The 23,396-nt window shown below is 39.0% G+C and carries 25 protein-coding genes; 18 read left to right on the top strand and 7 right to left on the bottom strand.

All coding sequences use genetic code 11. The annotated features are described in order from the left end of the window. The first annotated feature begins 110 nt into the window (after nucleotides 1–110). Nucleotides 111–1,901 (top strand): sensor domain-containing diguanylate cyclase, encoded by a 1,791-nt coding sequence (locus MKX47_RS12045; RefSeq protein WP_340774438.1) that lies wholly within the window; start codon nucleotides 111–113, stop codon nucleotides 1,899–1,901. A 99-nt stretch (nucleotides 1,902–2,000) separates the two neighbouring features. Here the strand turns inward: MKX47_RS12045 and MKX47_RS12040 are convergent, their stop codons facing one another. The 4 genes from MKX47_RS12040 to MKX47_RS12025 all read right to left on the bottom strand — a co-directional run bounded on the left by MKX47_RS12040 (nucleotide 2,001) and on the right by MKX47_RS12025 (nucleotide 5,182). Next, nucleotides 2,001–2,543, bottom strand: a complete 543-nt coding sequence (locus tag MKX47_RS12040; RefSeq protein ID WP_340774435.1) for a PepSY domain-containing protein — start codon at nucleotides 2,541–2,543, stop codon at nucleotides 2,001–2,003. A 90-nt stretch (nucleotides 2,544–2,633) separates the two neighbouring features. Continuing rightward, nucleotides 2,634–3,152, bottom strand: coding sequence for a PepSY domain-containing protein (locus MKX47_RS12035; RefSeq protein WP_340774433.1), 519 nt, complete (start codon nucleotides 3,150–3,152; stop codon nucleotides 2,634–2,636). Next, entirely contained in the window at nucleotides 3,142–4,494 is a 1,353-nt protein-coding gene (locus MKX47_RS12030) for a sensor histidine kinase (protein ID WP_340774431.1), read from the bottom strand. The genes MKX47_RS12035 and MKX47_RS12030 overlap by 11 nt, the downstream gene beginning before the upstream one ends. After that, nucleotides 4,484–5,182, bottom strand: a complete 699-nt coding sequence (locus MKX47_RS12025) for a response regulator transcription factor (RefSeq protein ID WP_340774430.1) — start codon at nucleotides 5,180–5,182, stop codon at nucleotides 4,484–4,486. Before MKX47_RS12025 ends, MKX47_RS12030 begins: the two co-directional genes overlap by 11 nt. Nucleotides 5,183–5,312: 130 nt before the next feature. Here MKX47_RS12025 and MKX47_RS12020 point away from each other — a divergent pair, with 130 nt between their 5' ends. From MKX47_RS12020 to MKX47_RS12005, 4 genes are all read left to right on the top strand, one after another. Next, nucleotides 5,313–5,825, top strand: coding sequence for a sigma-70 family RNA polymerase sigma factor (locus MKX47_RS12020; protein WP_340774428.1), 513 nt, complete (start codon nucleotides 5,313–5,315; stop codon nucleotides 5,823–5,825). Next, nucleotides 5,818–7,350, top strand: a complete 1,533-nt coding sequence (locus MKX47_RS12015; RefSeq protein WP_340774425.1) for a hypothetical protein — start codon at nucleotides 5,818–5,820, stop codon at nucleotides 7,348–7,350. The genes MKX47_RS12020 and MKX47_RS12015 overlap by 8 nt, the downstream gene beginning before the upstream one ends. A gap of 201 nt (nucleotides 7,351–7,551) precedes the next feature. After that, nucleotides 7,552–8,802 (top strand): IS4 family transposase, encoded by a 1,251-nt coding sequence (locus MKX47_RS12010; protein WP_340770139.1) that lies wholly within the window; start codon nucleotides 7,552–7,554, stop codon nucleotides 8,800–8,802. A gap of 289 nt (nucleotides 8,803–9,091) precedes the next feature. Then, nucleotides 9,092–9,982: a CPBP family intramembrane glutamic endopeptidase gene (locus tag MKX47_RS12005; RefSeq protein WP_340774423.1), complete on the top strand. Its 891-nt coding sequence runs from the start codon at nucleotides 9,092–9,094 to the stop codon at nucleotides 9,980–9,982. A gap of 54 nt (nucleotides 9,983–10,036) precedes the next feature. Here MKX47_RS12005 and MKX47_RS12000 read toward each other — a convergent pair whose 3' ends face one another. The 3 genes from MKX47_RS12000 to MKX47_RS11990 all read right to left on the bottom strand — a co-directional run bounded on the left by MKX47_RS12000 (nucleotide 10,037) and on the right by MKX47_RS11990 (nucleotide 14,584). Then, on the bottom strand, nucleotides 10,037–11,833 hold the full coding sequence (locus MKX47_RS12000) for an ABC transporter ATP-binding protein (RefSeq protein WP_340774421.1): 1,797 nt from the start codon (nucleotides 11,831–11,833) through the stop codon (nucleotides 10,037–10,039). After that, the gene (locus MKX47_RS11995; protein ID WP_340774419.1) at nucleotides 11,833–13,548 is read right to left on the bottom strand and encodes an ABC transporter ATP-binding protein; all 1,716 of its coding nucleotides are present in this window, start codon (nucleotides 13,546–13,548) and stop codon (nucleotides 11,833–11,835) included. The genes MKX47_RS12000 and MKX47_RS11995 overlap by 1 nt, the downstream gene beginning before the upstream one ends. Before the next feature lie 148 nt (nucleotides 13,549–13,696). Next, nucleotides 13,697–14,584: a DUF1385 domain-containing protein gene (locus MKX47_RS11990; RefSeq protein WP_340777805.1), complete on the bottom strand. Its 888-nt coding sequence runs from the start codon at nucleotides 14,582–14,584 to the stop codon at nucleotides 13,697–13,699. Nucleotides 14,585–14,798: 214 nt separating this feature from the next. On the opposite strand from MKX47_RS11990, the gene MKX47_RS11985 reads away from it, so the two are divergent. The 13 genes from MKX47_RS11985 (at nucleotide 14,799) to accC (ending at nucleotide 23,288) form a co-directional block, all read left to right on the top strand. Next, nucleotides 14,799–15,194, top strand: a complete 396-nt coding sequence (locus MKX47_RS11985; RefSeq protein ID WP_340774416.1) for a DNA helicase — start codon at nucleotides 14,799–14,801, stop codon at nucleotides 15,192–15,194. 80 nt (nucleotides 15,195–15,274) lie between these two features. Continuing rightward, nucleotides 15,275–15,703, top strand: coding sequence for a type II 3-dehydroquinate dehydratase (aroQ, locus tag MKX47_RS11980; protein ID WP_340774413.1), 429 nt, complete (start codon nucleotides 15,275–15,277; stop codon nucleotides 15,701–15,703). An 18-nt stretch (nucleotides 15,704–15,721) separates the two neighbouring features. Further along, complete coding sequence (locus tag MKX47_RS11975) at nucleotides 15,722–16,780, top strand: M24 family metallopeptidase (RefSeq protein WP_340774409.1); 1,059 nt, start codon at nucleotides 15,722–15,724, stop codon at nucleotides 16,778–16,780. Nucleotides 16,781–16,797: 17 nt separating this feature from the next. Further along, a complete protein-coding gene (gene efp, locus MKX47_RS11970; RefSeq protein ID WP_340774407.1) occupies nucleotides 16,798–17,355 on the top strand; it encodes an elongation factor P in 558 nt (185 codons plus the stop codon). 152 nt (nucleotides 17,356–17,507) lie between these two features. Beyond that, entirely contained in the window at nucleotides 17,508–18,509 is a 1,002-nt protein-coding gene (locus tag MKX47_RS11965) for an NAD(P)H-dependent flavin oxidoreductase (RefSeq protein WP_340774406.1), read from the top strand. Between the two features lie 106 nt (nucleotides 18,510–18,615). Beyond that, a complete protein-coding gene (locus MKX47_RS11960; RefSeq protein WP_340774405.1) occupies nucleotides 18,616–18,825 on the top strand; it encodes a stage III sporulation protein AC in 210 nt (69 codons plus the stop codon). Then, a complete protein-coding gene (locus MKX47_RS11955) occupies nucleotides 18,825–19,202 on the top strand; it encodes a pyruvate formate-lyase (RefSeq protein WP_340774404.1) in 378 nt (125 codons plus the stop codon). The genes MKX47_RS11960 and MKX47_RS11955 overlap by 1 nt, the downstream gene beginning before the upstream one ends. Further along, nucleotides 19,202–20,113, top strand: coding sequence for a stage III sporulation protein AE (locus MKX47_RS11950; protein WP_340774402.1), 912 nt, complete (start codon nucleotides 19,202–19,204; stop codon nucleotides 20,111–20,113). The genes MKX47_RS11955 and MKX47_RS11950 overlap by 1 nt, the downstream gene beginning before the upstream one ends. After that, complete coding sequence (locus tag MKX47_RS11945) at nucleotides 20,110–20,244, top strand: hypothetical protein (RefSeq protein ID WP_340774399.1); 135 nt, start codon at nucleotides 20,110–20,112, stop codon at nucleotides 20,242–20,244. Before MKX47_RS11950 ends, MKX47_RS11945 begins: the two co-directional genes overlap by 4 nt. 54 nt (nucleotides 20,245–20,298) lie before the next feature. Then, the gene (locus MKX47_RS11940) at nucleotides 20,299–20,685 is read left to right on the top strand and encodes a hypothetical protein (RefSeq protein ID WP_340774396.1); all 387 of its coding nucleotides are present in this window, start codon (nucleotides 20,299–20,301) and stop codon (nucleotides 20,683–20,685) included. Continuing rightward, nucleotides 20,682–21,218, top strand: a complete 537-nt coding sequence (locus MKX47_RS11935; RefSeq protein ID WP_340774394.1) for a SpoIIIAH-like family protein — start codon at nucleotides 20,682–20,684, stop codon at nucleotides 21,216–21,218. Before MKX47_RS11940 ends, MKX47_RS11935 begins: the two co-directional genes overlap by 4 nt. A 195-nt stretch (nucleotides 21,219–21,413) precedes the next feature. Then, nucleotides 21,414–21,905 (top strand): acetyl-CoA carboxylase biotin carboxyl carrier protein, encoded by a 492-nt coding sequence (gene accB, locus MKX47_RS11930; protein WP_340774390.1) that lies wholly within the window; start codon nucleotides 21,414–21,416, stop codon nucleotides 21,903–21,905. Nucleotides 21,906–21,923: 18 nt separating this feature from the next. Next, nucleotides 21,924–23,288 carry an acetyl-CoA carboxylase biotin carboxylase subunit gene (gene accC, locus MKX47_RS11925; protein WP_340774387.1) on the top strand — a complete coding sequence of 455 codons (1,365 nt, stop codon included), beginning with the start codon at nucleotides 21,924–21,926 and terminating at the stop codon, nucleotides 23,286–23,288. Nucleotides 23,289–23,396: the final 108 nt, after the last annotated feature.

Below are 23,396 nucleotides of genomic sequence, written 5' to 3'. Positions count from 1 at the left end.
TATTATAAAATGCTTGTAACAGGCAAAGAGAGGTTATGCTATACTGAAATAAATTTAATGAATAAACTAGTAGAACAAATAAATTACTTGATACTCAGGGGGCTAGCTGTGTGAAAATACTAGATTATCTATTTATCATCACGCTATGTATTTTTGCGCTGTTACTACCTATGCAAACACATGCTGCTACTAAGGGGATTGATTATGAGTCAATCAATACGGATTGGCAGTTTTATGACCAACAATTATTAACAGAGGCTGGTGGTAGGCTGGCAGATACAATAGTTGATTTACCAGTGGAATTTGAGGAAATCACTGGGGAGGTTTCGACGTACGGAACCTTTGTGAAAGAAATTACAATTTCTAAACAAGATGTAGGTAAAAATCTTGCACTTGAAATTCCATACATATACGGGGCAATGAAAATATATGCGAATGGGCAATTGCTAACTGAGGTTGGAACAGTAGGGACGTCTGCGAACGAACATGACACCGATTTAAAGCCACTTTTACTGCCAGTGACATTTAACGAACATCAAATCACGTTAGCTGTACAGCTATCAAGCTTCCAACATATTCGAGGTGGTTTTTCAGAAGGCTTTAAGTTAGGCGAGTGGGATGAATTAAGCAAGGCTTATTATCTTGAACGGATGGTTGTTTCATTTGTAACAGGCGTTGTATTAGTTGTTGGGGTATTATCGTTTGTCATTGGTTTATTGGCGAAAGGGCAACAACTATTGTTGACATTTGGTTTTTTTTGTACGGGCGTAGCCATTCGCTCGGTATTTAGCGTGCCATTTATTTATCATGATTTACCGTTTGATATTTCGTACATATGGGCAACGAAAATGGAGTATATGACAACGAATTTAGTGTTTTTACTCTATGTTTGGTTTATTTACTTGCTGTTTAAAGAGCTTGTATCAAAAGTTATTATTTATGGTAGTGTATCGATTTTAGCAACATTAGCGATTATTTCTCTTGTAACGGAGCCGGTATTTTTTCAAACATTATTTTTCCGTACTTCGTTTCTAATGTTGGCATTTGTCGTTTATAGTGTGGGTATTATTATCCTTGCATTGAAACACAATTTAGAGCTGGCGAAACCGTTATTTTTAGGTGTTATATTTGTTTTTATAGGCTTAATTATTGATTTATTAAGTGGGATGGGCTATATGACAGCACCACCGATGTCACTGTATACGATTGCGGGAAATGTCTTATTAATTTTATTTTTTATTGGTTATCGTCATGCAAAGCAGTTGATTTTAGTGAAAAAGCTAAATGAAGAATTGCTTGAAATGAATAAAACGCTTGAAGATAAAGTACAGCAACGAACACAGCAACTAACTGAATCGAATAAACGTCTTTCTGAATTAGCATTAATCGATGGGTTAACAGGCATTCATAATCGCCATACGTTTAACGAGCTACTGAATCAATATTTCTACAAGGCAAAGAAGACGTATAGCCAGCTTGGTTTATTATTGATTGATGTGGATGAATTTAAAAAATATAATGACTATTATGGTCATGTCCTTGGGGATGAGCTATTGAAAAACATTGTGCAGCTCATTCAAACGAATTTACCACAGAATGTGAAATTTGCCCGCTATGGTGGTGAGGAATTTGCTATTATTTTGCCCAATTATTCAAAGGAATCTTTGTGGCAAATTGCTGAGGAGATTCGTTTGCTCGTAAAAGAGGCGCAATTCAAACATTTAGGACGTAAGGAAGGAATTGTGACGATAAGTATTGGAGGCGTGGAATTAACAGCAGAGGACAACGTAGAGAATGAACTGATTTTCATTGAGATAGCCGATCAGCGCTTATATATTTCCAAACATAATGGGCGAGACTGTGTCACATTTGATAGTAGTTCCACAAGCTTAAAAGCATAGTATTGGTTGAGTCCATTCTACCATCATAAAGAAAGGCATGAATCCGTACTTGCGATTCATGCCTTATTTTACTTTAGTGGATAAGAGAATACGGAGGGGTTAGTCCTCTAAATCTTCTTTGTATTCAACAATGTTACCATTAGCAGCATCAATTTTGAAATCATACTCGATCTTACCGTTGCGGATTTCGATTTTATAAACGAGCGTGTTATCCTCATCATCTAGCTCAATTTCTGTAAGTGTACCATTAGCTTTAGCAAGCGCGATATCTATGGCTTGCTGCTCAGAGATCGTAGCGGTTGTTGTCGGTAAAACGGTCGAATTCGGTGATTTTACGTATTGCGAGATAACTTCACGCTCTGTCACTTTCACAGCCCCGCTATTGGCATCGATGTGGAGCTCGATTTTTTCTTGATCCTTAACAATATCAATTTCATAATGTGGCTTGAAATCATCGCCATCATATTCTAGACTAATCATTTCACCATCAATTTCCTTTAAAGCGATTGCCTTTGCTTCACTAGCCGTTACTTTGGGATTGGATCCAGCTGCTTCAAAATAATTGGTTTGTGCAAGTACCGCCCCACCGCCAATCGCGAGTAATAATGCTGGAATAATTATTAATTTTTTGTTCATCTTCATTTTCATCCGCTCCTTAACTTGTTTGTAAGCTTAGTATAAGAAATGAAGATGAGAACAATATGAGAAGTAAATTAGAATTTGATGAGAAAATTAATCATCCGATTGAATTGATAAAATTTTTCCGGTAATGGCATGAATTTGAACCGTAATTTCCTGATGTTCTTGCTCGACTTCCACAAAATAATACCCGCCATCTGACGTATTCTCAAAATCAACCGAATCGATTTCTCCAGACACTTCCTTCAGTGCTATGTCAATCGCCTGCTGCTTTGTTAGAACGGTAGGGGGTTGCGGCTGGCTCGCCTGCTGTTCGGGCTTGTTTTCGGCTGGTGGTGCACTGTTTTGTTGAATAAGCACGAGCTCGGATAATTGCCCGGTTTCATCGTCAATCGACACTTCAAAAATGGAGCCGTTCTGTTTAAACGAGGCAACGAAATGCTCAGACTTTTCAACAAGCGTTAATACTTCAGCGTTATAGCTTTGTTCGATTTGCTTCTTCATTTCAGCGACGGTGAGCTGCTGCGGTGTTGCCAATTGCTTTACTGCAAGGATGACAACGAGCGTTAGTGTAAGAATAGCAGCGACTAGTAAAATAGGTTTAAGCCTCATGTGAATGTCCTCCATGAAGTGGTAGTGATAGACGAATAATCGTTCCCTGACCGAGTTCGCTTTCCACGTCAATCGTTGCTTGCAGGTGCAGTGCTAATTCCTGTGCAACGGATAATCCAATGCCGACGCCACCTGTTTTTCGGTTGCGATCTTTATCAACGCGGTAAAAGCGGTTAAAGATATGTGGTAAATCTTGCTTGGGTATCCCGATGCCCTGGTCGCGAATTTGAATATGCAATTGCTCATCTATCGTAGCGAGCAATTCAATGACATCATCACTATATTTTCTTGCATTATCAATAAAAATAAAGAGCAATTGCTTAAGCATTGCTTCATCCGTTGTAATAACGGCATCAGGCGCTTTGACATGAATTTCTCGGTGATAGGCGGTCTGTACATTGGCAGCAATCGCTTGTAAAAAAGGTACGAGCTCAAATGAACGAACTGTTATTTTTGTTGTTTCTGCTGATTTAGCAAGTGTGAGCATTTGTTCGATTAGATGCTTCATATTCGCGCTTTCTTGAATGATAGCCTGCAGCGCCTCCTCTGTAACAGCTACATTTTCGGTGCCGCGCCGCTTTAATAGCTTGGCGTAGCTTTCGATGACGGTTAACGGTGTTTTTAGCTCATGGGAGGCATTGCCTATAAATTGCTGCTGCTTGTCGTGTAATTCTTCTAGCTGTGCCATTAATAGGTTGTATGTGGCAGTCATCTGCATCATCTCATCCTTTGAGCGCTTATTTACGGCTAATTGCTCAAAACTCGATTGCTGAATATTTCGCTCCATCGCTGTTGTAAGCTTTGTAACCGGTTTAACAATTAAGCTGACGAGTAATTGGCTCGCCAAATAAATCGGAATGAGGGCGAGTAGAGTCATTACTAATAAAATGATGAATAAGCGATTTAAATTTTCGGTAATGGTCGGTAATGGTTGAATAAATTTTGCCTCGACAATTTGCTCATCTGGCCAAATCATCGGTGTGCCCATTGCAATATAGGGAATGCCATCGATTATTTTGACCGTGTAGAGCTCGTTTTTCTGGAGTGTTATATCAATTTTTTCGGCCGTTGTTTGCAGACGCGTGACGGGCTGGTCGTTTGCGTCACGCACGATAATCGCACCTTCTGTAGGGATATAGGCACGTAATACGGTGTCGATTCCTTCTGTTTGCTCGAGTGCACTAATGGCTGTTGTAAGTTCCAATGCGCGTGTTTGCAATTGCTCCGCCTCGGTCGTAATGGCAAAATGCTCGTATAAAAAATAAACACCGGTAAAGCTACTAATTAAAATAATCATCGTTAATGCGATCGAAACAATATTTACTTTTGTGTTAAGCTTCATGGGTCGCTTCCTTTAAAACATAGCCAATACCGCGCACTGTATAGAGGAGCGATGGGAGCTGAAATGGTTGGTCAAGCTTTTGACGCAAATAGCGAATATACACATCAACAACATTCGTATCACCAAAATAGTCATAGCCCCATACCGCATTCAAAATTTGTTCGCGGGATTGCACAAGCTTTGGGTGTTTCATAAAATGAGTTAATAAATCAAATTCGCGCACCGTCAGCTCCACTAAATGACCCGCACGCCACACCTCTCGCGTTTGTTCATTTAATGTAATATCCTCAAACACGAGTGCTTGCTCTTGCTGGGGGACAGCCTTTGTAGCAAAACGTAGCGCCACACGAATGCGAGCGAGTAATTCCTCAAATTCAAACGGCTTCGTCACATAATCATTCGCTCCGTAATCGAGCCCATTTACTTTATCTTGGATGTCACTTTTGGCTGTTAATAAAATGATTGGAATCGTTTCGTTATGTTTACGAATACGCTTCAATACGTCTAAGCCATTCATTTCAGGAAGCATCACATCGAGTAATATTAAGTCGACTGGCTGCTCATGAAAAGCAAGTAGACCATCTGTTCCGGTATGTGTCACGATCGTTTCGTAGCCTTCGAATGATAATTCAAGCTGCAGTACACGCGCGATTTGTTGTTCATCTTCAACGATTAAAATAGTCGTCATGTCATTCCCTGCCTTTCATTTGCTTTAATGGTAGTGGATATTTGAAAAAAATACAAAGAAAGTTTGACAGATTTTGAACCGGAAAGGGCGCTTACTTTCGTCTATGTAGTGAAAAAAGGGGGGTGCAAGCATGCTAACAAATGAAGAAATGCATCACTATATGGATACGCATAGCCCATACTTGCTACAGCTAAGCTTTATGTATGTAAAGGATTGGAGCCGTGCAGAGGATATTGTGCAGGAAGTATTTATTCAGTTTTTTAGAACATTTGATCAATACGAACAAAGGGCAAGTGTAAAAACATATTTAACGAAAATGACCATTCATAAATGCTATGACGATTTACGAAGCTTCGCGTCACGAAAAAGGACGCTGATGAAGCTCATCACACTAAAGCAGCCGATTAGTTATGAAATTCAAAGCCCTATGGAACAAAGTGAAGTTATGCAATATGTACTGAAATTACCGATGAAATACCGGGAAATGATTATCCTTTATTATTACGAGGAATTAACGACATCTGAAATCGCCATATTACTTAGTTTATCGGACAATACGGTGAAGACCCGATTAAGACGAGCGCGTGAAAGGTTAAAGATACATATTACAAATGAGGATTGGAGGGAGTTATTACATGAATAAATTTCAACAGGAACGCAAGCAGCTAATGCCCAAAAAAGGATTAAGTGAAGACAGGAAACGTACAGTTATTCAAGCTGTTCATGCACCGAATCGGAAAGCAAAAAAATGGGTTCCTGCCGCGACTTTTGCAGGCGTGGTTGCGGCAAGTTCATTTTTGCTACTGATTGAACAAGGACCTGAGCAACCTGTCACATCCGAAACCGAGCAACCGGAAATTCGTGAATCCTTTGCCGAAAGGTTTATCCAAGATAATCATTTGGAAAATACAGAGGTGCTATATGAGCAGCACAATGTCCGTTCGAATAATGATGAGTTTGTTATTGTGAAAGAAAACACTGTCGAGGAAAAAGAGATTCACTTTGCGTTTGGACATTATAATGAAAAAGAACAGCGGTGGTGGACGGATGAGCGAGTGGTTTTAAATGAACCGTTCTCGACAAAAGCTACGAGTTTTGTTGTTTCCTCAGCCCATTTGAAAATTGGCATAATTGACAATCCAGCAGTAGAGGCAATTTATTTAGGAGAGGAGCAGGCAACGATTGTTGAATCGAAAGCAGGGGAACGTGTATGGTTTGGTTTTGTCGATACGTATGAAAAGCCAGTGTACGAGGTAATTGATGGTAAGAAATCACGTTTAATAACTCATCGATTCCGCGTAGATTCGGTTGTGCCAATTATCGAACCAATAGCTGATACTTTACAGCTTTTTCATTATGAGGACCCTACAATGCATCGTGGCAATGAAGAATATACAAAGTTTCCAGTTGTCATTGATCCATATTATTATGCACAGGAAAGCTATAGGATAGGGGACGTCATTGCATATGAACAGGAAGGCAAGCTGCAAATTAGTCGTATTTTAGCAACGGACGATGGCAATATTAGTTTAGTCGATGATACGCTGATTAACGGAGATTATTTACAAGAATTGGACGGCCTCTTTTACATGTGGCCAACATATGACGGAGATAGCGGCATTTATAAAGGCCTGTCGAAAAAATATGATAAACCAAATCGTGATGAGCTCCTTGTTATTCCAGATAACTGGGCAAGTGATGCCTATCAGGGGATTATTAATAAAGAACAATTGGTCGGTAAGGTACTGGGCTATGACTTAACACAGCTAACGAATACATTAACAGACGAGGAGCTGCAATTATTTGCTCAATTACAGCGCGCAAAGGGGAAAGTGGAAGCATTAGTAAAGAATTTCTCCGTGAATACAGTTGTCCGCTTGTATTTATATGCAAATTATGTAGAGGATTATCAATTGATGTATGCATTACTGGACAAAACAGAAGAATTGCCATCATTTGAACAATGGCAGCAACAGGTTGCAAAGACGAATAAGCAGCATTTATTAAAGGATATTTATGAAATGGGCTTTGCACAGTTAACAAAAGACAACTCAAAGCTACGATTTACCGATCCGATGTCTGAAAGTATTGTGAATCAATATAAAGTTGCAAAAACAGATCAAGGCTGGAAAGTTGTGTATTCAACTATATCCGGAAATCGTGAGTAATTGGAAAATCAAATTGAGATAGCCGGAATGCATGGAATATTTGTATTTCGGCTCATTAACATTGCATTAATTTAAAACACATTATATCAAGAGTCTTTCTATCTAAAAATATCCCAAAATTAGGTATTCCATTGCACGAAAAAACTCCTTATAATTAGGTTTGGTAGTTCTGTCCAAATCCCAATTTAAAGGAGCTTACCCATGGACAAGGATACCACAAAATCCACATTAAATGAATTGTTAAAAGTACTCGATGAGAAAACATTTTTAAAAGTTGTGAACGTTTCAAATCTCGACTCTTACATTAAAAAGTTGACAGCTTATAAGTTTCTTCAGCTGTTCATCATTGCGCAATTGAATGAAAAAAGTTCGCTTAAAAAATTAGCGAAACAGCTGAAAGATACCGAAGAACTTCATACATTTATTCAAATGGATGCCATTAGTTCGTCGCAGCTTTCGCGTAAACAATCCTGCCTCACCCCTAGAATATTCGAAAAAGTCTTTCGCCATCTCGCCGTTTCCATTCAGGTGAAAATGAAAGGAAACTCACCGTTTCTTCGTGATATTGGGAAATTACTTGTCATCGATTCTTCTACGATGTCGATGAGTCTAAGCCAATATCCTTGGGCAACGTTTCGAAAAACAAAGGCAGGCGTTCGTCTACATTTGCGCGTGGTTGTCACAAAAGATGTGACACTTCCTGATCAAGCGGTCATTTTACCAGCGAAACACGCAGATCGCACGCAAATGAACAAGTTAATTGATGTCGATTCCGATGCGATTCATCTGTTTGACCGAGGCTATACGGACTATCGACAATACGATAAACTCTGCGATCGAGGAATTCGTTTTATCACACGACTGAAGAAAAATGCAAAAATCGAAGTGTTGAATGAACAAGTCCCAGACGTTGAAAATAACATCTTTTCTGATCAAGAAGTCTTTCTAGGTGATGAGCAGAACCGAACGAAAATGCAGAATACACTACGTTTAATTCGAACGAAGGACAGTGAAGGGAATGAAATTATCATTCTTACAAGTTGTTTCGATTTATCGGCGAAAGAAATTGGTGACCTCTATCGCTATCGTTGGAAAATCGAAACGTTTTTTAAATGGATGAAACAACATCTAAGAATCAAAAGCTTCTACGGAAAAAGTCAAAACGCTGTGTATACACAAATTTGGATCGCCTTAATTACGTATTGCTTACAGGTATTATTAAAACTGAAATTGAACCATAATGGACCTCTTTTAGACTTAAAAGAAACGCTCCAAAATCTACTCTTTAAGCCATTTGAAGTATTTATAAAAGCGCTATTTAGGGCGCCAACCAGAAAATCAAAAGGACGGAAAAAGTACGATTGGAACAGAGAATTTCAGCACATCGTCAGACAGTTCCACGAAAGAGAGGTGGAACATCTGGACGAATTAACGTATGATCCAATTTTCTAAGCTGTATCGGATGTAAATAATTTACAATTTGTGGATAAGAGCTACCGCTTATGCGCATGTTGACTTTTTTTAAAATCTAGGAAGAACAATTGTTCAGAAAATTCTGGAATTAATATTAAATAGGTATTTTATCTCTTTTGACAAACGTTAAAAATTTTTATGCAACGTTAATGATTTCGGCTATTATTATACAATTCATTATGTAGATAGAGAGGAAATAAAATTTACTTCCAAATATTAGGTTGAATTTTCTGATTCATGATATGCTAATACTAGGAGGTGCATCAAAATGGATTATTTACAGTTAAGGAATTTTAAATTACGTTATTTTGTTCTATTTGCAATTGTTATATTCATTACAAGCTTTATAATGCTATTCTTTCTAACAATACCAGCAAGTGAGGAATGGATTACATTTATTGTATCAATCTGCAGCTTAGCTTATATCTTGTTTCAAACAAAAAAATGGAATATTTCTTATAATGAGCAGACCATCCAAATGACGATGTCTAAAGGTCGTTGGGTAAGGTATTTGTCGATTACCGCATGTTTTCAAATTATCACAGTTGTTTTAACAACTATATTATTATCCGTTCTTTATCTATTATTTGAAGAGCAAATTCGTTCATTTTTTGATTTATTTCAATTTAATTCTCTAGAGATTGTGGATACACCGCTCATCGTTTATGTTTTATTTTTTATTAATATTTGTATTCTCGCGCCAATTTGGGAAGAGTTGTTATTTAGAGGGATTTTATTACGCCGATTCACATTAAAATGGAGTCCACAAAAAAGTATAATCATTTCTTCGGTTATTTTTGGTATTATTCATCTAAATCCAATTAATATTGTATTCGCATTTGCGTTAGGATGTGTGCTTGGTTATGCATATTTAAAAACAAAAAATATAGTAGTTCCAATCCTTTTACATAGTTTTAGCAATTTTCTAGCATTTCTTCAATTTTGCTATGCGAATCAAACAACTACGGTCGATTTACCAACAATAGAAGCGGTTCGCCATGAATTGTATATTAGTGTTGCTATCTTTTTAGTCATATCTTTCATTCTTGTATTCTTACTTATAAAATATTATAAACAGTTCCAACAACTAAAAAATCCATTGCAAAATATAGAGAAACGACAAGAAATCGATACAGTTATAGACAATAACGACCTTTAGGTATAATAAAAAATCGCTCATTTTGCCTAATTCACAAAATGAGCGATTTTTTCGTTAAACATTCAACATTTGTCCAAAAATCCCTTGCTCCTCAATGAGCTGATGACGCGGGCCTTGTTCGACAATTTTTCCTTGATTGAGTACGATGACATAATCGACCTTCGAAATCGTATTCAGGCGATGGGCAATAATAAAGCTTGTTCGCCCTTGCATTAGTTTTTCAAGCGCGGCCTGGATATGCAGCTCGGTCACGGTATCAATGCTGCTTGTCGCTTCGTCTAGTAATAAAATTTTCGGATTGGCGACAAATGCACGGGCAATGGAGATTAACTGCTTTTGTCCCTGTGAAATTTGACTGCCATCACCTGAAATGATGGTTTCATAACCATTTGGCAATCGCTCAATAAAGCTATGCGCATTGGCCTTTTTAGCGGCCTCGATAATTTCCGCGTCGGTTGCATCCAGCTTACCGTAACGGATATTGTCTTTAATCGACATTTCAAATAAAAATGGATCCTGCAATACAAAGGCCATTTGTTCACGTAAATGGGCTTTTGAAATTTCCTCAATGGGCACACCATCAAATAAAATCCGTCCGCTAGTCTTTTCATAGAGCCCTGTTAACAGCTGCATAATCGTTGTTTTCCCGGCGCCCGTTTGCCCAATTAACGCAACCGATTGACCCGATTCAATCGTAAATGAAACATTTGAAAGAGTAGGCTTCACCGCATCCGCATCGTATTGGAATGATACTTGATCAAATCGAACATCACCGGATAAGAGGACGTTATTGCCTGCCACGTGATCGGGCTTTTCATCCAAAATTAAAAAGACACGTTCAGCGCCAGCTAGTGCAGATAACACGGTATTAAATTGGTTCGCTAAATCGTTTAATGGACGGGTGAATTGACGGGCATATTCCGTAAAAATAACAATCGTCCCAATAGAAATATGGCCATAATACGCGAAAACGCCGCCAACACAGGCCACAATCGCAAAGCTTAAACTATTTAATGTGTTCATCACTTTTGGTATGAAGCCCGAATACGTTAAACTCCAAAAGCCTACTGTTCGAATGCGCTGATTTTTTTCATCGAATTGACGTAGCATTTCCTGCTCTTGTGAAAAGGCCTTTACGACATGCTGCCCATTTATGGATTCCTCAATCAATCCATTCATCTCACCAATGGCGGCTTGTTGCTGTTTGAAGAGCAAGCTAGTCCGTTTCGTAATCCAGCGCATCCCATAAAACATCAATGGAATAATAAGCATCGTTACAAGCGTTAACAGTGGGCTTAGCCAAAGCATAACAGCGACCGTACCAGTTAACGTTAATATACTTGAAACGACTTGAATGAACGCACTGTTTAATGTGGAGCTAATTGTTTCGATATCATTCGTTGCGCGGCTCATCAGTTCACCATGCTTGCGTTTATCGAAAAAGCGCAATGGCAGCTTAAAGAAATGCTCGTATAGCTGTGTACGAATACGATATACCGTTTGCTGTGCGATGCTGACCATCCAATAGTTTTGAAAATAGCTAGCAAGACCGTACAGCAAATAGATTACAGCTAAGCCGTATAGCCATAAATCCAGCGTGCTTAAAGAGCTACCATCAATAAAGCGGTCAATTAATCGTCCGATAATAAATGGGCCGATGAGTGCTAAGAGAGAGCTTGCCACAACTAAAAGTAACACAACGATTAATAAGGCCTTTTGCTCGGCGACGAAATCTAAAATACGCTTGATTGTGTATGTCCAGTTTTCGGCACGTGCGCCTTTTTTCTTTTTGCCGCTTGCTTGTTTAATTTGCTCTTTTGTAATAATCGGTTTGTAGTTGAAAAATTTCATTATGCCAGCACCTCCTGCTGAGAAGCGACAATTTTCTTGTATAATTCATTTGTTTGCAACAGCTCCTCATGCGTAGCGAATCCACTTAGTTTTCCTTCATCAATGAGCATGATACGGTCTGCCGTTTGCGCAGTATGGATTTTTTGGGTCACAACGAGCATTGTGAGACGCTCTTCGTCCAATGCTTGCCATAGTTTTTTCTCCGTATTCACATCAAGTGCCGACGTACTATCATCTAAAATTAAGAGCGCAGATGGCTTGAGTAATGCACGTGCAATCGCTAACCGCTGCTTTTGACCACCAGATAGGTTAATGCCGCGCTGACCAATTATTGTGTTGTATTGATGCTCAAAGGCTTCAATAGACTCATGAATTTGCGCTTTATTTGTCGCAGCAATAATGTCCTCATAAGTAGCATCCTGACGTCCCCAGCGTAAATTTTCTAAAATCGTTCCCGAAAATAATAGCGATTGCTGTGGGACATAGGCAATGGAATGCCGTAGCTGCTGTAAGGGAATGTCCTGAATTTTTTGCTCGTTAATAAAAATAGCTCCCGACGTTGCTTCGTAAAAATGTTCAACAAGCTGTAAAATGGTGGATTTCCCTGAGCCGGTTGCCCCCATAATCGCGATTTTTTCTCCGCTTTCAATAGTAAATGATAAATTGCGTAATGTTGCGTCCGTAGCATTTGGATAGTGAAAGGATACCTGGTCGAAACGAATTTTAAAGCTTGGTAAAAAGGGGGGGCTAGATACGTCAATCTCTTCTGTACCATCTGCAATCATCAGCACTTCCTCAATTCGTTCAGCAGAAGCCTTTGCACGGGCATAAGCAATAATGATAAATGAAAACATCGAAAACGCTGAAGTCATGCGGAATGCGTAATTAATGATGGCTGCTAAATCCCCCGCTAAAAGATCATTTGCTCGAATCGCATCCGCACCGACCCAAATGACGACCAATAAACTAGTATTCATAACAAATTGTAAAATTGGTAGCGCAATCTCCATAACGCGTGTTGCTTTTACCGTATCGAATTTTAAATCTTCAGCGACACGTTGAAATCGACTCGCCTCAAAATTCCCGCGCATATACGCCTTGACTAAACGAACAGCCTGTAAGCCTTCCTGAAGCTGACGGTTGACGCCATCTAAACGGTTTTGAACTTTTGCAAATAGCTTAATGCCAATGGAGACCATCCAAACTAAAAATAGCACTAAAAATGGGAAGCTAATGCATAAAATGAGGGCGAGCTTGGCATTGATGACAAAGGCCATAATGATTGAACCAACTGCCATTAGGGGGGCCTTCATGGCGATTCGTAGCATCATAAAGACGATGTTCATTGTTTGCGTCACATCGCTTGTCAAACGGGTTATCAAGCCAGATGTGGGATACGATAAATACGTCGCCATCGAAAGGGATTGAATTTTACGATAAAGTGCTTTTCGTAAATCAAAGCCAAAGCTATGCGCAACATGTGCTGAGAAGAACGAATTGAGCACACCACTTAGCAGTGAAAATAGTGCAAGCACAAATAGGCTCCCACCCCAAAATGCCACACTGTTGAAGTTATCCTCTAATAGTCCTTTATTAATAATATTCGCCATAAAAAGCGGCTGAATTAAATCACTTGCAAGCTCTAGCAACATGAGGCTAAATGCAATGAGCGCGGGCCATTTATAACGCCATGCAAATTGAAAAACGGTTTTCATGATAAAACTCCTTGCCTTAAAATAAACTGAATTTTAACTTTATTATGCCAAATCACTTTTGCGAACTCAATGAAAATAGTTCGAGTAGCTAAATAAATTTCCTAATAAAAAAGAGAATGCACAAATGATGTACATTCCCTTCATTGTATTAGTCATGCGCTAATGTTTGAGCGATTTCTGGGTTTTTTTCTACTTCATGTAGCTTGTTGAAGGACGCGATGGCCACTTCTACCATTTCATCTTTTGGCTCTTTTGTTGTTAGTAATTGTAGCCAAAGTCCAGGATAGCCTAAGAAGCGAAGTCCCGGAATATCACGCACCGCATTTGTTGCCTGTAACACTTCAAATGAAATCCCAATGACAACAGGAATTAATAAAATACGGCTAACTAAGCGCACCCAAAGCGGATCGACGGGTACGAAGAAATACGTAAACATCCCGACAATCACCGTAAATAAAATAAAGCTTGAGCCACAACGGTAATGTAAGCGAGATTGCTTTTGCACGTTTTCGACCGTCAATTCTAGTCCTGCCTCATGACAGTTAATTACTTTATGCTCGGCACCATGATATTGGAAGACACGTTTAATGAGTGGCGTCATAGAGATTATTTGTAAATAAGCTAATAATAGAATTAATTTAAAGCCGGTTTCGATGAAAATTTGCGTCGTTTTTCCTGGGAACCAAGGCTTTAAAAATTCAGCAAAAAACATTGGCACTAATGTGAATACGAATTTCCCGAATAAAAAGGATAATACCCCAATGGCAGCAACGCCTAGCACCATCATCAATTTGGATGGCTCTTCACCAGCATTATCTTCTTCCTCACCAGGATCGACCTCATAACGATCGGAAGCAAATTGCAAATGGCGTGAACCAAAGCCTGCTGATTCGATCAAGGCTACTACACCGCGCACAAAAGGAATTTTCTTCAGCTTTTGATAGATCGGCTTTTTCTCTTTCTTCACGTGGAAATAATCAATGGAATTGTCATTTCGACGAATTGCGGTAATCATATGATCTTGTCCTGTGAACATAACACCTTCTAAAAGCGCCTGTCCACCATATACTGGCGCGTTTTTACTCACTTTTACGTACACCACTCTCTTTATCTATTTTGCACAGCAAGGTACTCAAGTCTGTTATGCAAGTTTCATTTTCATATTGTACTAAATTTTCTAGAAAAGCACTACGTATCGGCATAGGATTTTTTGAAGTGAACATACTAATCTTTATGAAAGGGGAGCTATCATGCAAAAATTAATGACGGCTGTTGCGGCAGCGCTCGTATTTACCATCAGTTTAAAGGGGTTGCATTTATTTAAACTAATAAAATGGAATCCGATTCATTTTTTACAGAAAATAGAAAAAGTAGAATGGACACCACTTGCTTGCTGGATGGTTTTATTTTTCATTTTATTGGCGGTTGCGTATGTTTTATTAACACTATTTCAGCTTTCTATTTTTCGTTCACCGCTTGTTGTGTCAATTGTTTTTGGCCTTGTTCTGGCATTCCTTGTTGAATGGCAAGTACGTAATCTTCCTATTGAATGGACATCGATTAAAAAGCTATCCGTGCCATTTCTAGTCCTTCTCCTTATTGTAATGCGTTTTTTAACGGAGACGGCTCATTCGATTCGCAAATAAGTATTTCGTAATTCGAAAGTATTGAAGTCTGAAAACTCTGTGATAAAATAAAGGTCAGTACGTAAAAAGGAGCGCTAAAAATGAACTATCTCGTTTTAAATGGCCCGAATTTAAATCGTTTAGGTAAGCGTGAGCCCGAAATTTATGGTTCGGAAACGCTAGAGGATGTCAAACATAAATGTGAAGCACTGGTTGCACAGTTTGAGGCGACCGTCGATTTTCGTCAATCCAATCATGAAGGTCAGCTAATCGACTGGATTCATGAGGCAGCAGATACAGCGGTTGCAGGCATTGTTTTTAATCCCGGTGCATATACCCATACAAGTATTGCGCTACGAGATGCCATTGCCTCGGTGAATGTACCAGTTATTGAAGTACATATTTCAAATATTCATGCACGCGAAAGCTTCCGCCATGAATCAAAGCTAGCCGCAGAATGCATCGGTCAAATTTGTGGATTAGGAACTTTTGGCTATGAGTTAGCATTACGCAAGTTTTTACAATCGTAAAAAAGGGGAGAAGCACATATGAAATTAGCAAAATTACGTCAAGCATTAATTGACAATCAAGTCGATGCCATTTTAATTACTAATGAATACAACCGTCGTTATATGACAGGCTTCACTGGAACGGCTGGTGTAGCCATCGTTTCACAAAATGATGCGGTATTTATTACGGATTTTCGCTATACAGAGCAAGCGGCAGAACAAGTCAAGGAGTTCCGCATTGAACAACATAAAGGAACAATCTATGAGGAAGTAGCAAAGCAAGCAGCCGCAATGGGTGTGAAAACATTAGGCTTTGAGCAGGACGCGATGCAATATGGTACGTATGAAGTGTATAAAGCTGCCATAAAAGCTGATTTTGTTCCACTTTCAGGTGTAATTGAAAAAATTCGCTTGATTAAGAGTCAAGAAGAGATTAATATTATTAAGGTTGCATGTGAAATTGCAGACAATGCATTTACACATATTTTAAATTTCATCAAGCCAGGTATTACTGAGCTTGATGTGTCGAATGAATTAGAATTTTTCATGCGTAAACAAGGTGCTACAAGCTCATCTTTTGATATTATTGTTGCAAGTGGTTTACGCTCGGCGTTACCACATGGAGTGGCAACAGATAAGATCATTGAAACAGGTGATTTTGTAACGCTTGATTTTGGTGCTTACTATAATGGTTACATTTCGGATATTACACGTACAGTAGCTGTAGGACAACCTTCTAATCAGCTAGTGGAAATATACAACGCTGTGTTAGAGTCACAACTTTTAGCATTAGAAAAAGTAGGCCCAGGTATGACGGGTGCACAAGCAGATGCTGTGTCTCGTGATTATTTGAAAACAAAGGGCTTAGGTGAAGCATTTGGTCACTCATTAGGTCATGGGATTGGTTTAGAAGTGCATGAAGGTCCTGGACTGAATTTCCGTTCGCAAGTTGTGTTAGAGCCAAATATGGTTGTCACAATCGAGCCAGGTGCATATATTCCAGGCGTTGGCGGTGTTCGAATTGAGGACGATATTTTAATCACAGAAACAGGTAATGAAATTTTAAATCATTCGGATAAAAAATTAATCATTTTATAATTTGGAGGAAATAACTCATGATCTCAGTAAACGATTTCCGTACAGGTTTAACAATTATCGTAGAAGGTAACTTATTCCGCGTACTTGAATTCCAACACGTAAAACCAGGTAAAGGCGCAGCTTTCGTACGTTCTAAATTACGTAATTTACGTAACGGCAACGTAACGGAAAAAACATTCCGTGCTGGTGAAAAAGTAGAAAAAGCAATGATCGAAAACCGCAAAATGCAGTATTTATATGCACAAGGTGACGAGCATGTATTCATGGACATGGAATCTTATGACCAAACAACTTTAGCAGAAGCTCAAATTGAAGATGAGTTACAATACTTATTAGAAAACATGGAGCTACACATCCAATCTTACCAAGGTGAGTTAATCGGGATTGAATTACCGAACACAGTCGTTTTAGAAGTTGCTGAAACAGAGCCAGGGATTAAAGGCGATACAGCTTCAGGCGGTACAAAACCAGCGAAAATGGAAACAGGCTTAATGGTAAACGTGCCATTCTTCGTAAACCAAGGCGACAAATTAATCATTAACACAGAAGAAGGTTCTTACGTATCACGTGCGTAATGAAATGAAAGGTAGAAATGCTGTCTTATTCAGCATTTCTATCTTTTTTTTTGCAATGAAAAAGGAATTTTTAGGTCATAGGGACGAAATAGAGGGAACGACTGCAAATGATAGAGAAATTAAGTATAATCAAAGAAAGGAGTGAAGCAGCTATGCGTACAAAATTTTCATTAGCAAAACCGATTATTCAAGCACCGATGGCAGGGGTTACAACGCCTGCATTTGTTGCAGCATGTAGTGAAGCAGGTGCGCTCGGTTCCATTGGGGCGGGCTATTTAAATGGCGAAGAGACACAACATTTTATCCAACAAGTAAAGGCACTGACGGACAAGCCTTTTAGTGTCAACTTATTTATACAAGAAGAGCCGCGTATTGATATTAATGTGTTACAAAAGGCACGTGGAGCATTACAGCCAATCTATGAAGAGCTAGGGATTCCAGATACACAGCGCGTTGTATCAACAGAAGTCTTTGAAGGACAGGTACAAGCAATCATCGATGAGGGTGTCAAAATTGTGTCCTTTACATTTGGATTGCCAGCTGCGGAGATGATTGCACGTTTAAAAGATGAGGATGTGTATTTGATTGGTACCGCAACGACAGTAGAGGAAGCAATCGCTGTTCAGCAGGCAGGCTTAAATGCAGTTGTCGTACAGGGCAGTGAGGCAGGAGGGCATCGTGGCTCATTCACGGAGTCCATTGAGTTAAATACGACGGCTGAGCTTGTCGCAGCGGTAAAAGGCAAGGTAACGATCCCCGTCATTGCTGCAGGTGGGATTATGACAAAAGCACATGCTGAGCATATGTTTAGCTTAGGGGCAGATTATGTTCAGATTGGTACAGCTCTACTAACGTCCTTTGAATGTGAGGCAAGCAATGCACATAAGCAGGCGGTATTAAATTCTGAGCAGCAGTCAACAACGCTCACAAAAGCATTTACCGGTAAATATGCACGTGGTCTAAAAAATAAATTTACTGAACAGTTGCAAGATGCTGTCGTAGCGCCTTATCCTATTCAGCATTATTTAACTTTACATATTCGCAAAGAAAGTGTTCTTCAAAATAAACCTGAATATTTATCACTTTGGATGGGGGAAAACAGTTATTTAGCAAAGGAAGCATCGGTACAGGAAATTATTGATAGCTTCATTTAACAGAATTGAGTAAGCCGAATGGAAAGGTATCAACTTTTCATTCGGCTTTTTTTGGTCTTAAATTTTTTGATGGTGCATATAGTTTGTCGTAAAGGAGGAGCGCTTAATGGAACTACAAGATGTGCTACGCGTCGCAGGTGTGGGAATTGTGATAGCACTTCTTCATATATTTTTTGAACAACTAGGGAAAAAGGAATTTTCTTATTTTTTATTTTTTATTGCGTATTTGTATATGACGCTTGAATTACTTCGTTTCTTGAAATTCTTTTTTCAAGAAATCGCCGTATTTTTTCAGTGGTTAACGGCTATTAGCTAATGATGATTTTATTTGCGAGTATTGTCTTTTTAGTGTTGCTCATTCTTCTGAAACAATCATTTGAACAGCTTCATAGCATTATCGTCATCATCTTCTTTTTTGTAATTTTGCAATTTATCTTTCGCACACAGCTTTATCCACTTTGGCAGCAGCTGGCGACATTGTTTCAGAGTGTACCCTATAGTAAAGGATTACTCTATACGGCGCTGCTATTTTTAAGTAAAGACTTATTTTGTGCACTTTTGAAGCAGATGGAGTATGAGGCTTATGTATCGTTAGTAACCCTTTCGATTCGCTTAACTGTGATTGTTTACTGGGTGAATGAGCTTGCCACACCATTTCAAACCTTTGTTCAATTATTAGAAAGGCTATCGTAATGGAAGATTTCCTAGGATTATTCGCCACACCACTTCAATCCATTTTATCCATTCTATTGTTAAGCTTGCTTTATGTCGGTGTTTATTTAGTATTTGTTGCGCTATTGCCAAACGAAATAGTAATGATTGAGCAGTTGTTTGTATTACTGTTTATTGTAAGCTTTGGCCAGCAGGTGATTGATGCATTTGTCGTGCTTTATGAATTGATTTCGGTTTTGCAAAGCTTTTTTGTCGCGGTGATTCCGATTCTTTCGATGATGCTGTTAACGATGCAATCCGTCTTTACATTACTAACCTGGAATCCGATTGTCATTTTTATCATTCAATTTTTATTATTTGTCTCAACCAAGCTGCTGATTCCTTCACTGATCATAGCGCTATTACTCGATATATCCACTAAAATCTTTCCTACTATATCCTTTGCAAAGGCGGCAGATTTAATTCGAAGCTCCGTCTTAAGCTTTATCATTGCCGCAATTGTAGCATTAACATCGATTTTGACGTTTTCAGGAGCGGCACTTATCCAAATTAATGACGCGGTCAAATCACCCATCAAAAAGCTAATCGAGCAAAATATCCCACTAATCGGAAATTTAATTGTAGAAGGCTTGTCTTTTTTTCAAAAATCGCAATCCATGGTTTCATCCTTTATTGGTGTTTCTTTCTTAGCGGTTGTTTTTAGTGCGGCATTTGCACCAGCGATGATGTTATTAGGACATGCACTCACCTTTAAGGTAATCGGTGCTGTCATTGAACCTTTTACCAATACACGTATGAGTGCCCTGTTTGATGATGTTGGAAAAACGTTATTTGTGGCATGTGCAGTGAGTGGATTATTAGGCTTTGCGATTGTCTTCATTGTACTGCTCTGCATATTTTTTGCACAAATGTCCGTTGGAGGGAGTACATGATTGAATTATTTTTATTTGTGCTGTTAGGAAGTAGTCTATTGTTTTTTGTTGAGGAAAGAGAATGGCAAACCTATGTGAAGTTGGCATTATTTATAATTTTTACTACATCGATTGCATCGCTGTTAGCATAAGTAGCAGTATACCTTCATACATTATGATGAATTCGATGAGGCAAGGGGGCGTAGTTGCTTACAAATGTGGATAAATCACGAGCAAGTCGTCCTTTATTTATAGCTTTCGTATTGATTGTTGTGCTGTCGATTTATATGGTAATGAACTTGAGTAGTCAATCTGCACAAACGGACATACCCGAACAACAATTGGCAAAAATCCTAAGTGAAATGGAGGCTGTTGGACAAGTATTTGTTTATTTTCATTATGAGCAGCAAAAGGAGAAATCATTTTTAGCTGTTTCACAACAACAAAACATTGCTGGTGTCATTATTGTTGCACAGGGTGCACAGGATGTACATGTTCAGCAGTTATTGAAGCAAACAGTAGGCAATGTGCTACAAATACCAACGCATCGTATACAAGTGGTCGCGATGCAACATAAGGAGGAAGCAAAGTGAAAGTAAAAAAACGAACAGTATGGTTCTTTACATTAGCAAGTTTAGTGGCGGTAATTTCTGTGTTTTATATTGTGGAAGATCGCAATACACCTAACTTATTATCGATTTTTACCGATGATACAATTGATGAAACGGAAATCCTAGGCGTCAGTCAAAATGACACACAAGCAGTTACAGCAGAAAGTGAGATGTTCCAGCAAATGCGTTTAGAAGCAAGCAATAAACGCAGCCAGCTTCGTGAGCAATTAACGCAAAAAGCGGCTTCAACGGAACTGACAGCCGAAGAAAAAAATCAAGCATTTAATGAGATGGAAGAGCTAATAAAATTAGAAACTTCAGAAGCCATGCTTGAGATGGTCGTCAAATCTTTGGGCTATGATGATGCACTTGTACGAGTGGAAGATCAGGATGTAAAAGTAACCGTGATGTCAGATGAAGTATCGAAACAACAGATCAATGAAATTGTCTATATGGTTCTCTCTGAAATGAATGAAGATGTAAAAGTAACGGTTAATTACGAGCCTTTCAATTGAAAATATTCAATAAATATACAAAAATCCTGTATGTGTTATATAGCAGTATGAAGAAAAATTCATTGTTTTAACATAGAAATGTCGTGTTTTATACCGTTTTTTCTAAAAAATAAAATTAAGTATTTCAAAATAGTCGGAAAAATTATAAAATAGGGTTTGTATTCATAATTACTTTTTAATGAGGGAGAGTTAAGAATGTTCAAAGTTCAAGAAATCCGTGAAATTATCAAATTAGTGGACGCGTCTTCAATTGACGAGTTCGTGTACGAAGCAGATGGGGCAAAAGTTAAACTTAAAAAGAAAAACGGTGTTACAGAAGTTGTAGCTCCTAAAAAAGTAGCAGAAGCAGCACCAGCTCCAGTAGCAGCGGCTCCAGCACCTGCACCAGTTGCAGAAGCACCAAAAGCAGAAGCAGCACCAGCAGCACCTGTTGCAGATACAGCTGATCTTCATAAAATTACTTCTCCGATGGTTGGAACATTCTATCAAGCTCCAAACCCTGAATCTCCGGCATACGTAAAAGTAGGCGATAAAGTGGGCGATGAGTCAATCGTATGTATCGTAGAAGCGATGAAATTATTCAACGAAATCGAAGCTGAAATTAAAGGCGAAATCGTAGAAATTTTAGTAAAAGATGGCCAATTAGTAGAATATGGTCAACCTTTATTCTTAGTTAAAGCTGAATAATAAGGAGCGCATATACCAATGAAAAAAGTATTAATCGCAAACCGTGGCGAAATTGCAGTACGTATTATTCGTGCATGTAAAGAGCTAGGTATTCAAACGGTTGCAGTATATTCAGAAGCTGACGCAGAAGCGTTACATGTAAAATTAGCCGACGAAGCATATTGCATCGGTCCAAAACTATCTAAAGATTCTTATTTAAGCTTCCCAGCTGTTTTAGGTGTAGCTCAAAAAACAGGTGCTGACGGGATTCACCCAGGCTATGGTTTCTTAGCTGAAAACGCAGCATTTGCAGAGGCATGTGAAAATGCGGGAATTAAATTCATCGGTCCTTCATCGGATGCGATTAAAATTATGGGGATTAAAGACGTTGCACGTGACACAATGGAAGCGGCTAACGTTCCTTTAGTTCCTGGTACTGGTATCGTTCCAGACATCGAAACAGGTAAAGAATGGGCTGCCAAAATCGGTTACCCTGTTATCATCAAAGCAACAGCTGGTGGTGGCGGTAAAGGTATCCGTGTAGCACGCACAGAAGAAGACCTTGTAAAAGGCATCGAAATTACTCAAAAAGAAGCAGCTGCGGCTTTCGGCAACCCAGGTGTATACTTAGAGAAATTTATCGAATACTTCCGTCACTGTGAAATTCAAGTTTTAGCAGATAGTCATGGCAATGTTGTTCACTTAGGTGAGCGTGACTGTACGGTACAACGCCGTATGCAAAAGCTTGTGGAAGAAGCACCATCTCCAGCATTATCTGAAGAGCGTCGTGCAGAGATGGGTGAAGCAGCTGTTAAAGCTGCAAAAGCTTGTAACTACGAAGGTGCTGGTACGATCGAGTTCATCTATGATTACCAAGAAGACCGTTTCTACTTCATGGAAATGAACACACGTATCCAAGTTGAGCACCCTGTTACAGAAATGATTACGGGCGTTGACTTAGTACAACAACAGTTAAAAATCGCTTCTGGCGCAGAGCTACCATTCAAGCAAGAAGATATTAAAATCAATGGCTGGGCTATTGAATGCCGTATCAACGCTGAAAACGCATACAAAAACTTCATGCCTTCAGCTGGTACAGTAGCAACTTATGTTGTTCCTGGTGGTTACGGTGTGCGTGTTGACTCTGCTGTATATGCAGGCTACACAATCCCACCATACTACGATTCAATGGTAGCAAAATTAATCGTTCACGCGGATACTCGTGAAGAAGCAATCGCAAAAATGAACCGTGCTTTATCTGAGTTCGAAGTAGCGGGACCTGGTATTAACACAACCATTCCATTCCACCAAGCGCTTATGAACAATGAAGTGTTCCAATCAGCGAAATTCAACACGAAATTCCTTGAAGAAAATGATATTTTAGGTGCGAAAGCTAAGGCTTAATCATAATCTATACAAAAATTATTTCCCTCTAACACATGGTGTTTGAGGGATTTTTTTCGTTTACTAAAGAGTCTGACTAAAGGGAATAGTATAACATTGATGCATTCG

Origin of the sequence: Solibacillus sp. FSL R7-0668 (genome assembly GCF_038006205.1) — a bacterium.
GTDB lineage: Bacteria > Bacillota > Bacilli > Bacillales_A > Planococcaceae > Solibacillus.
Note: the sequence above shows the minus strand (reverse complement) of the source record. Positions and strands in the feature narration are given on the sequence as shown.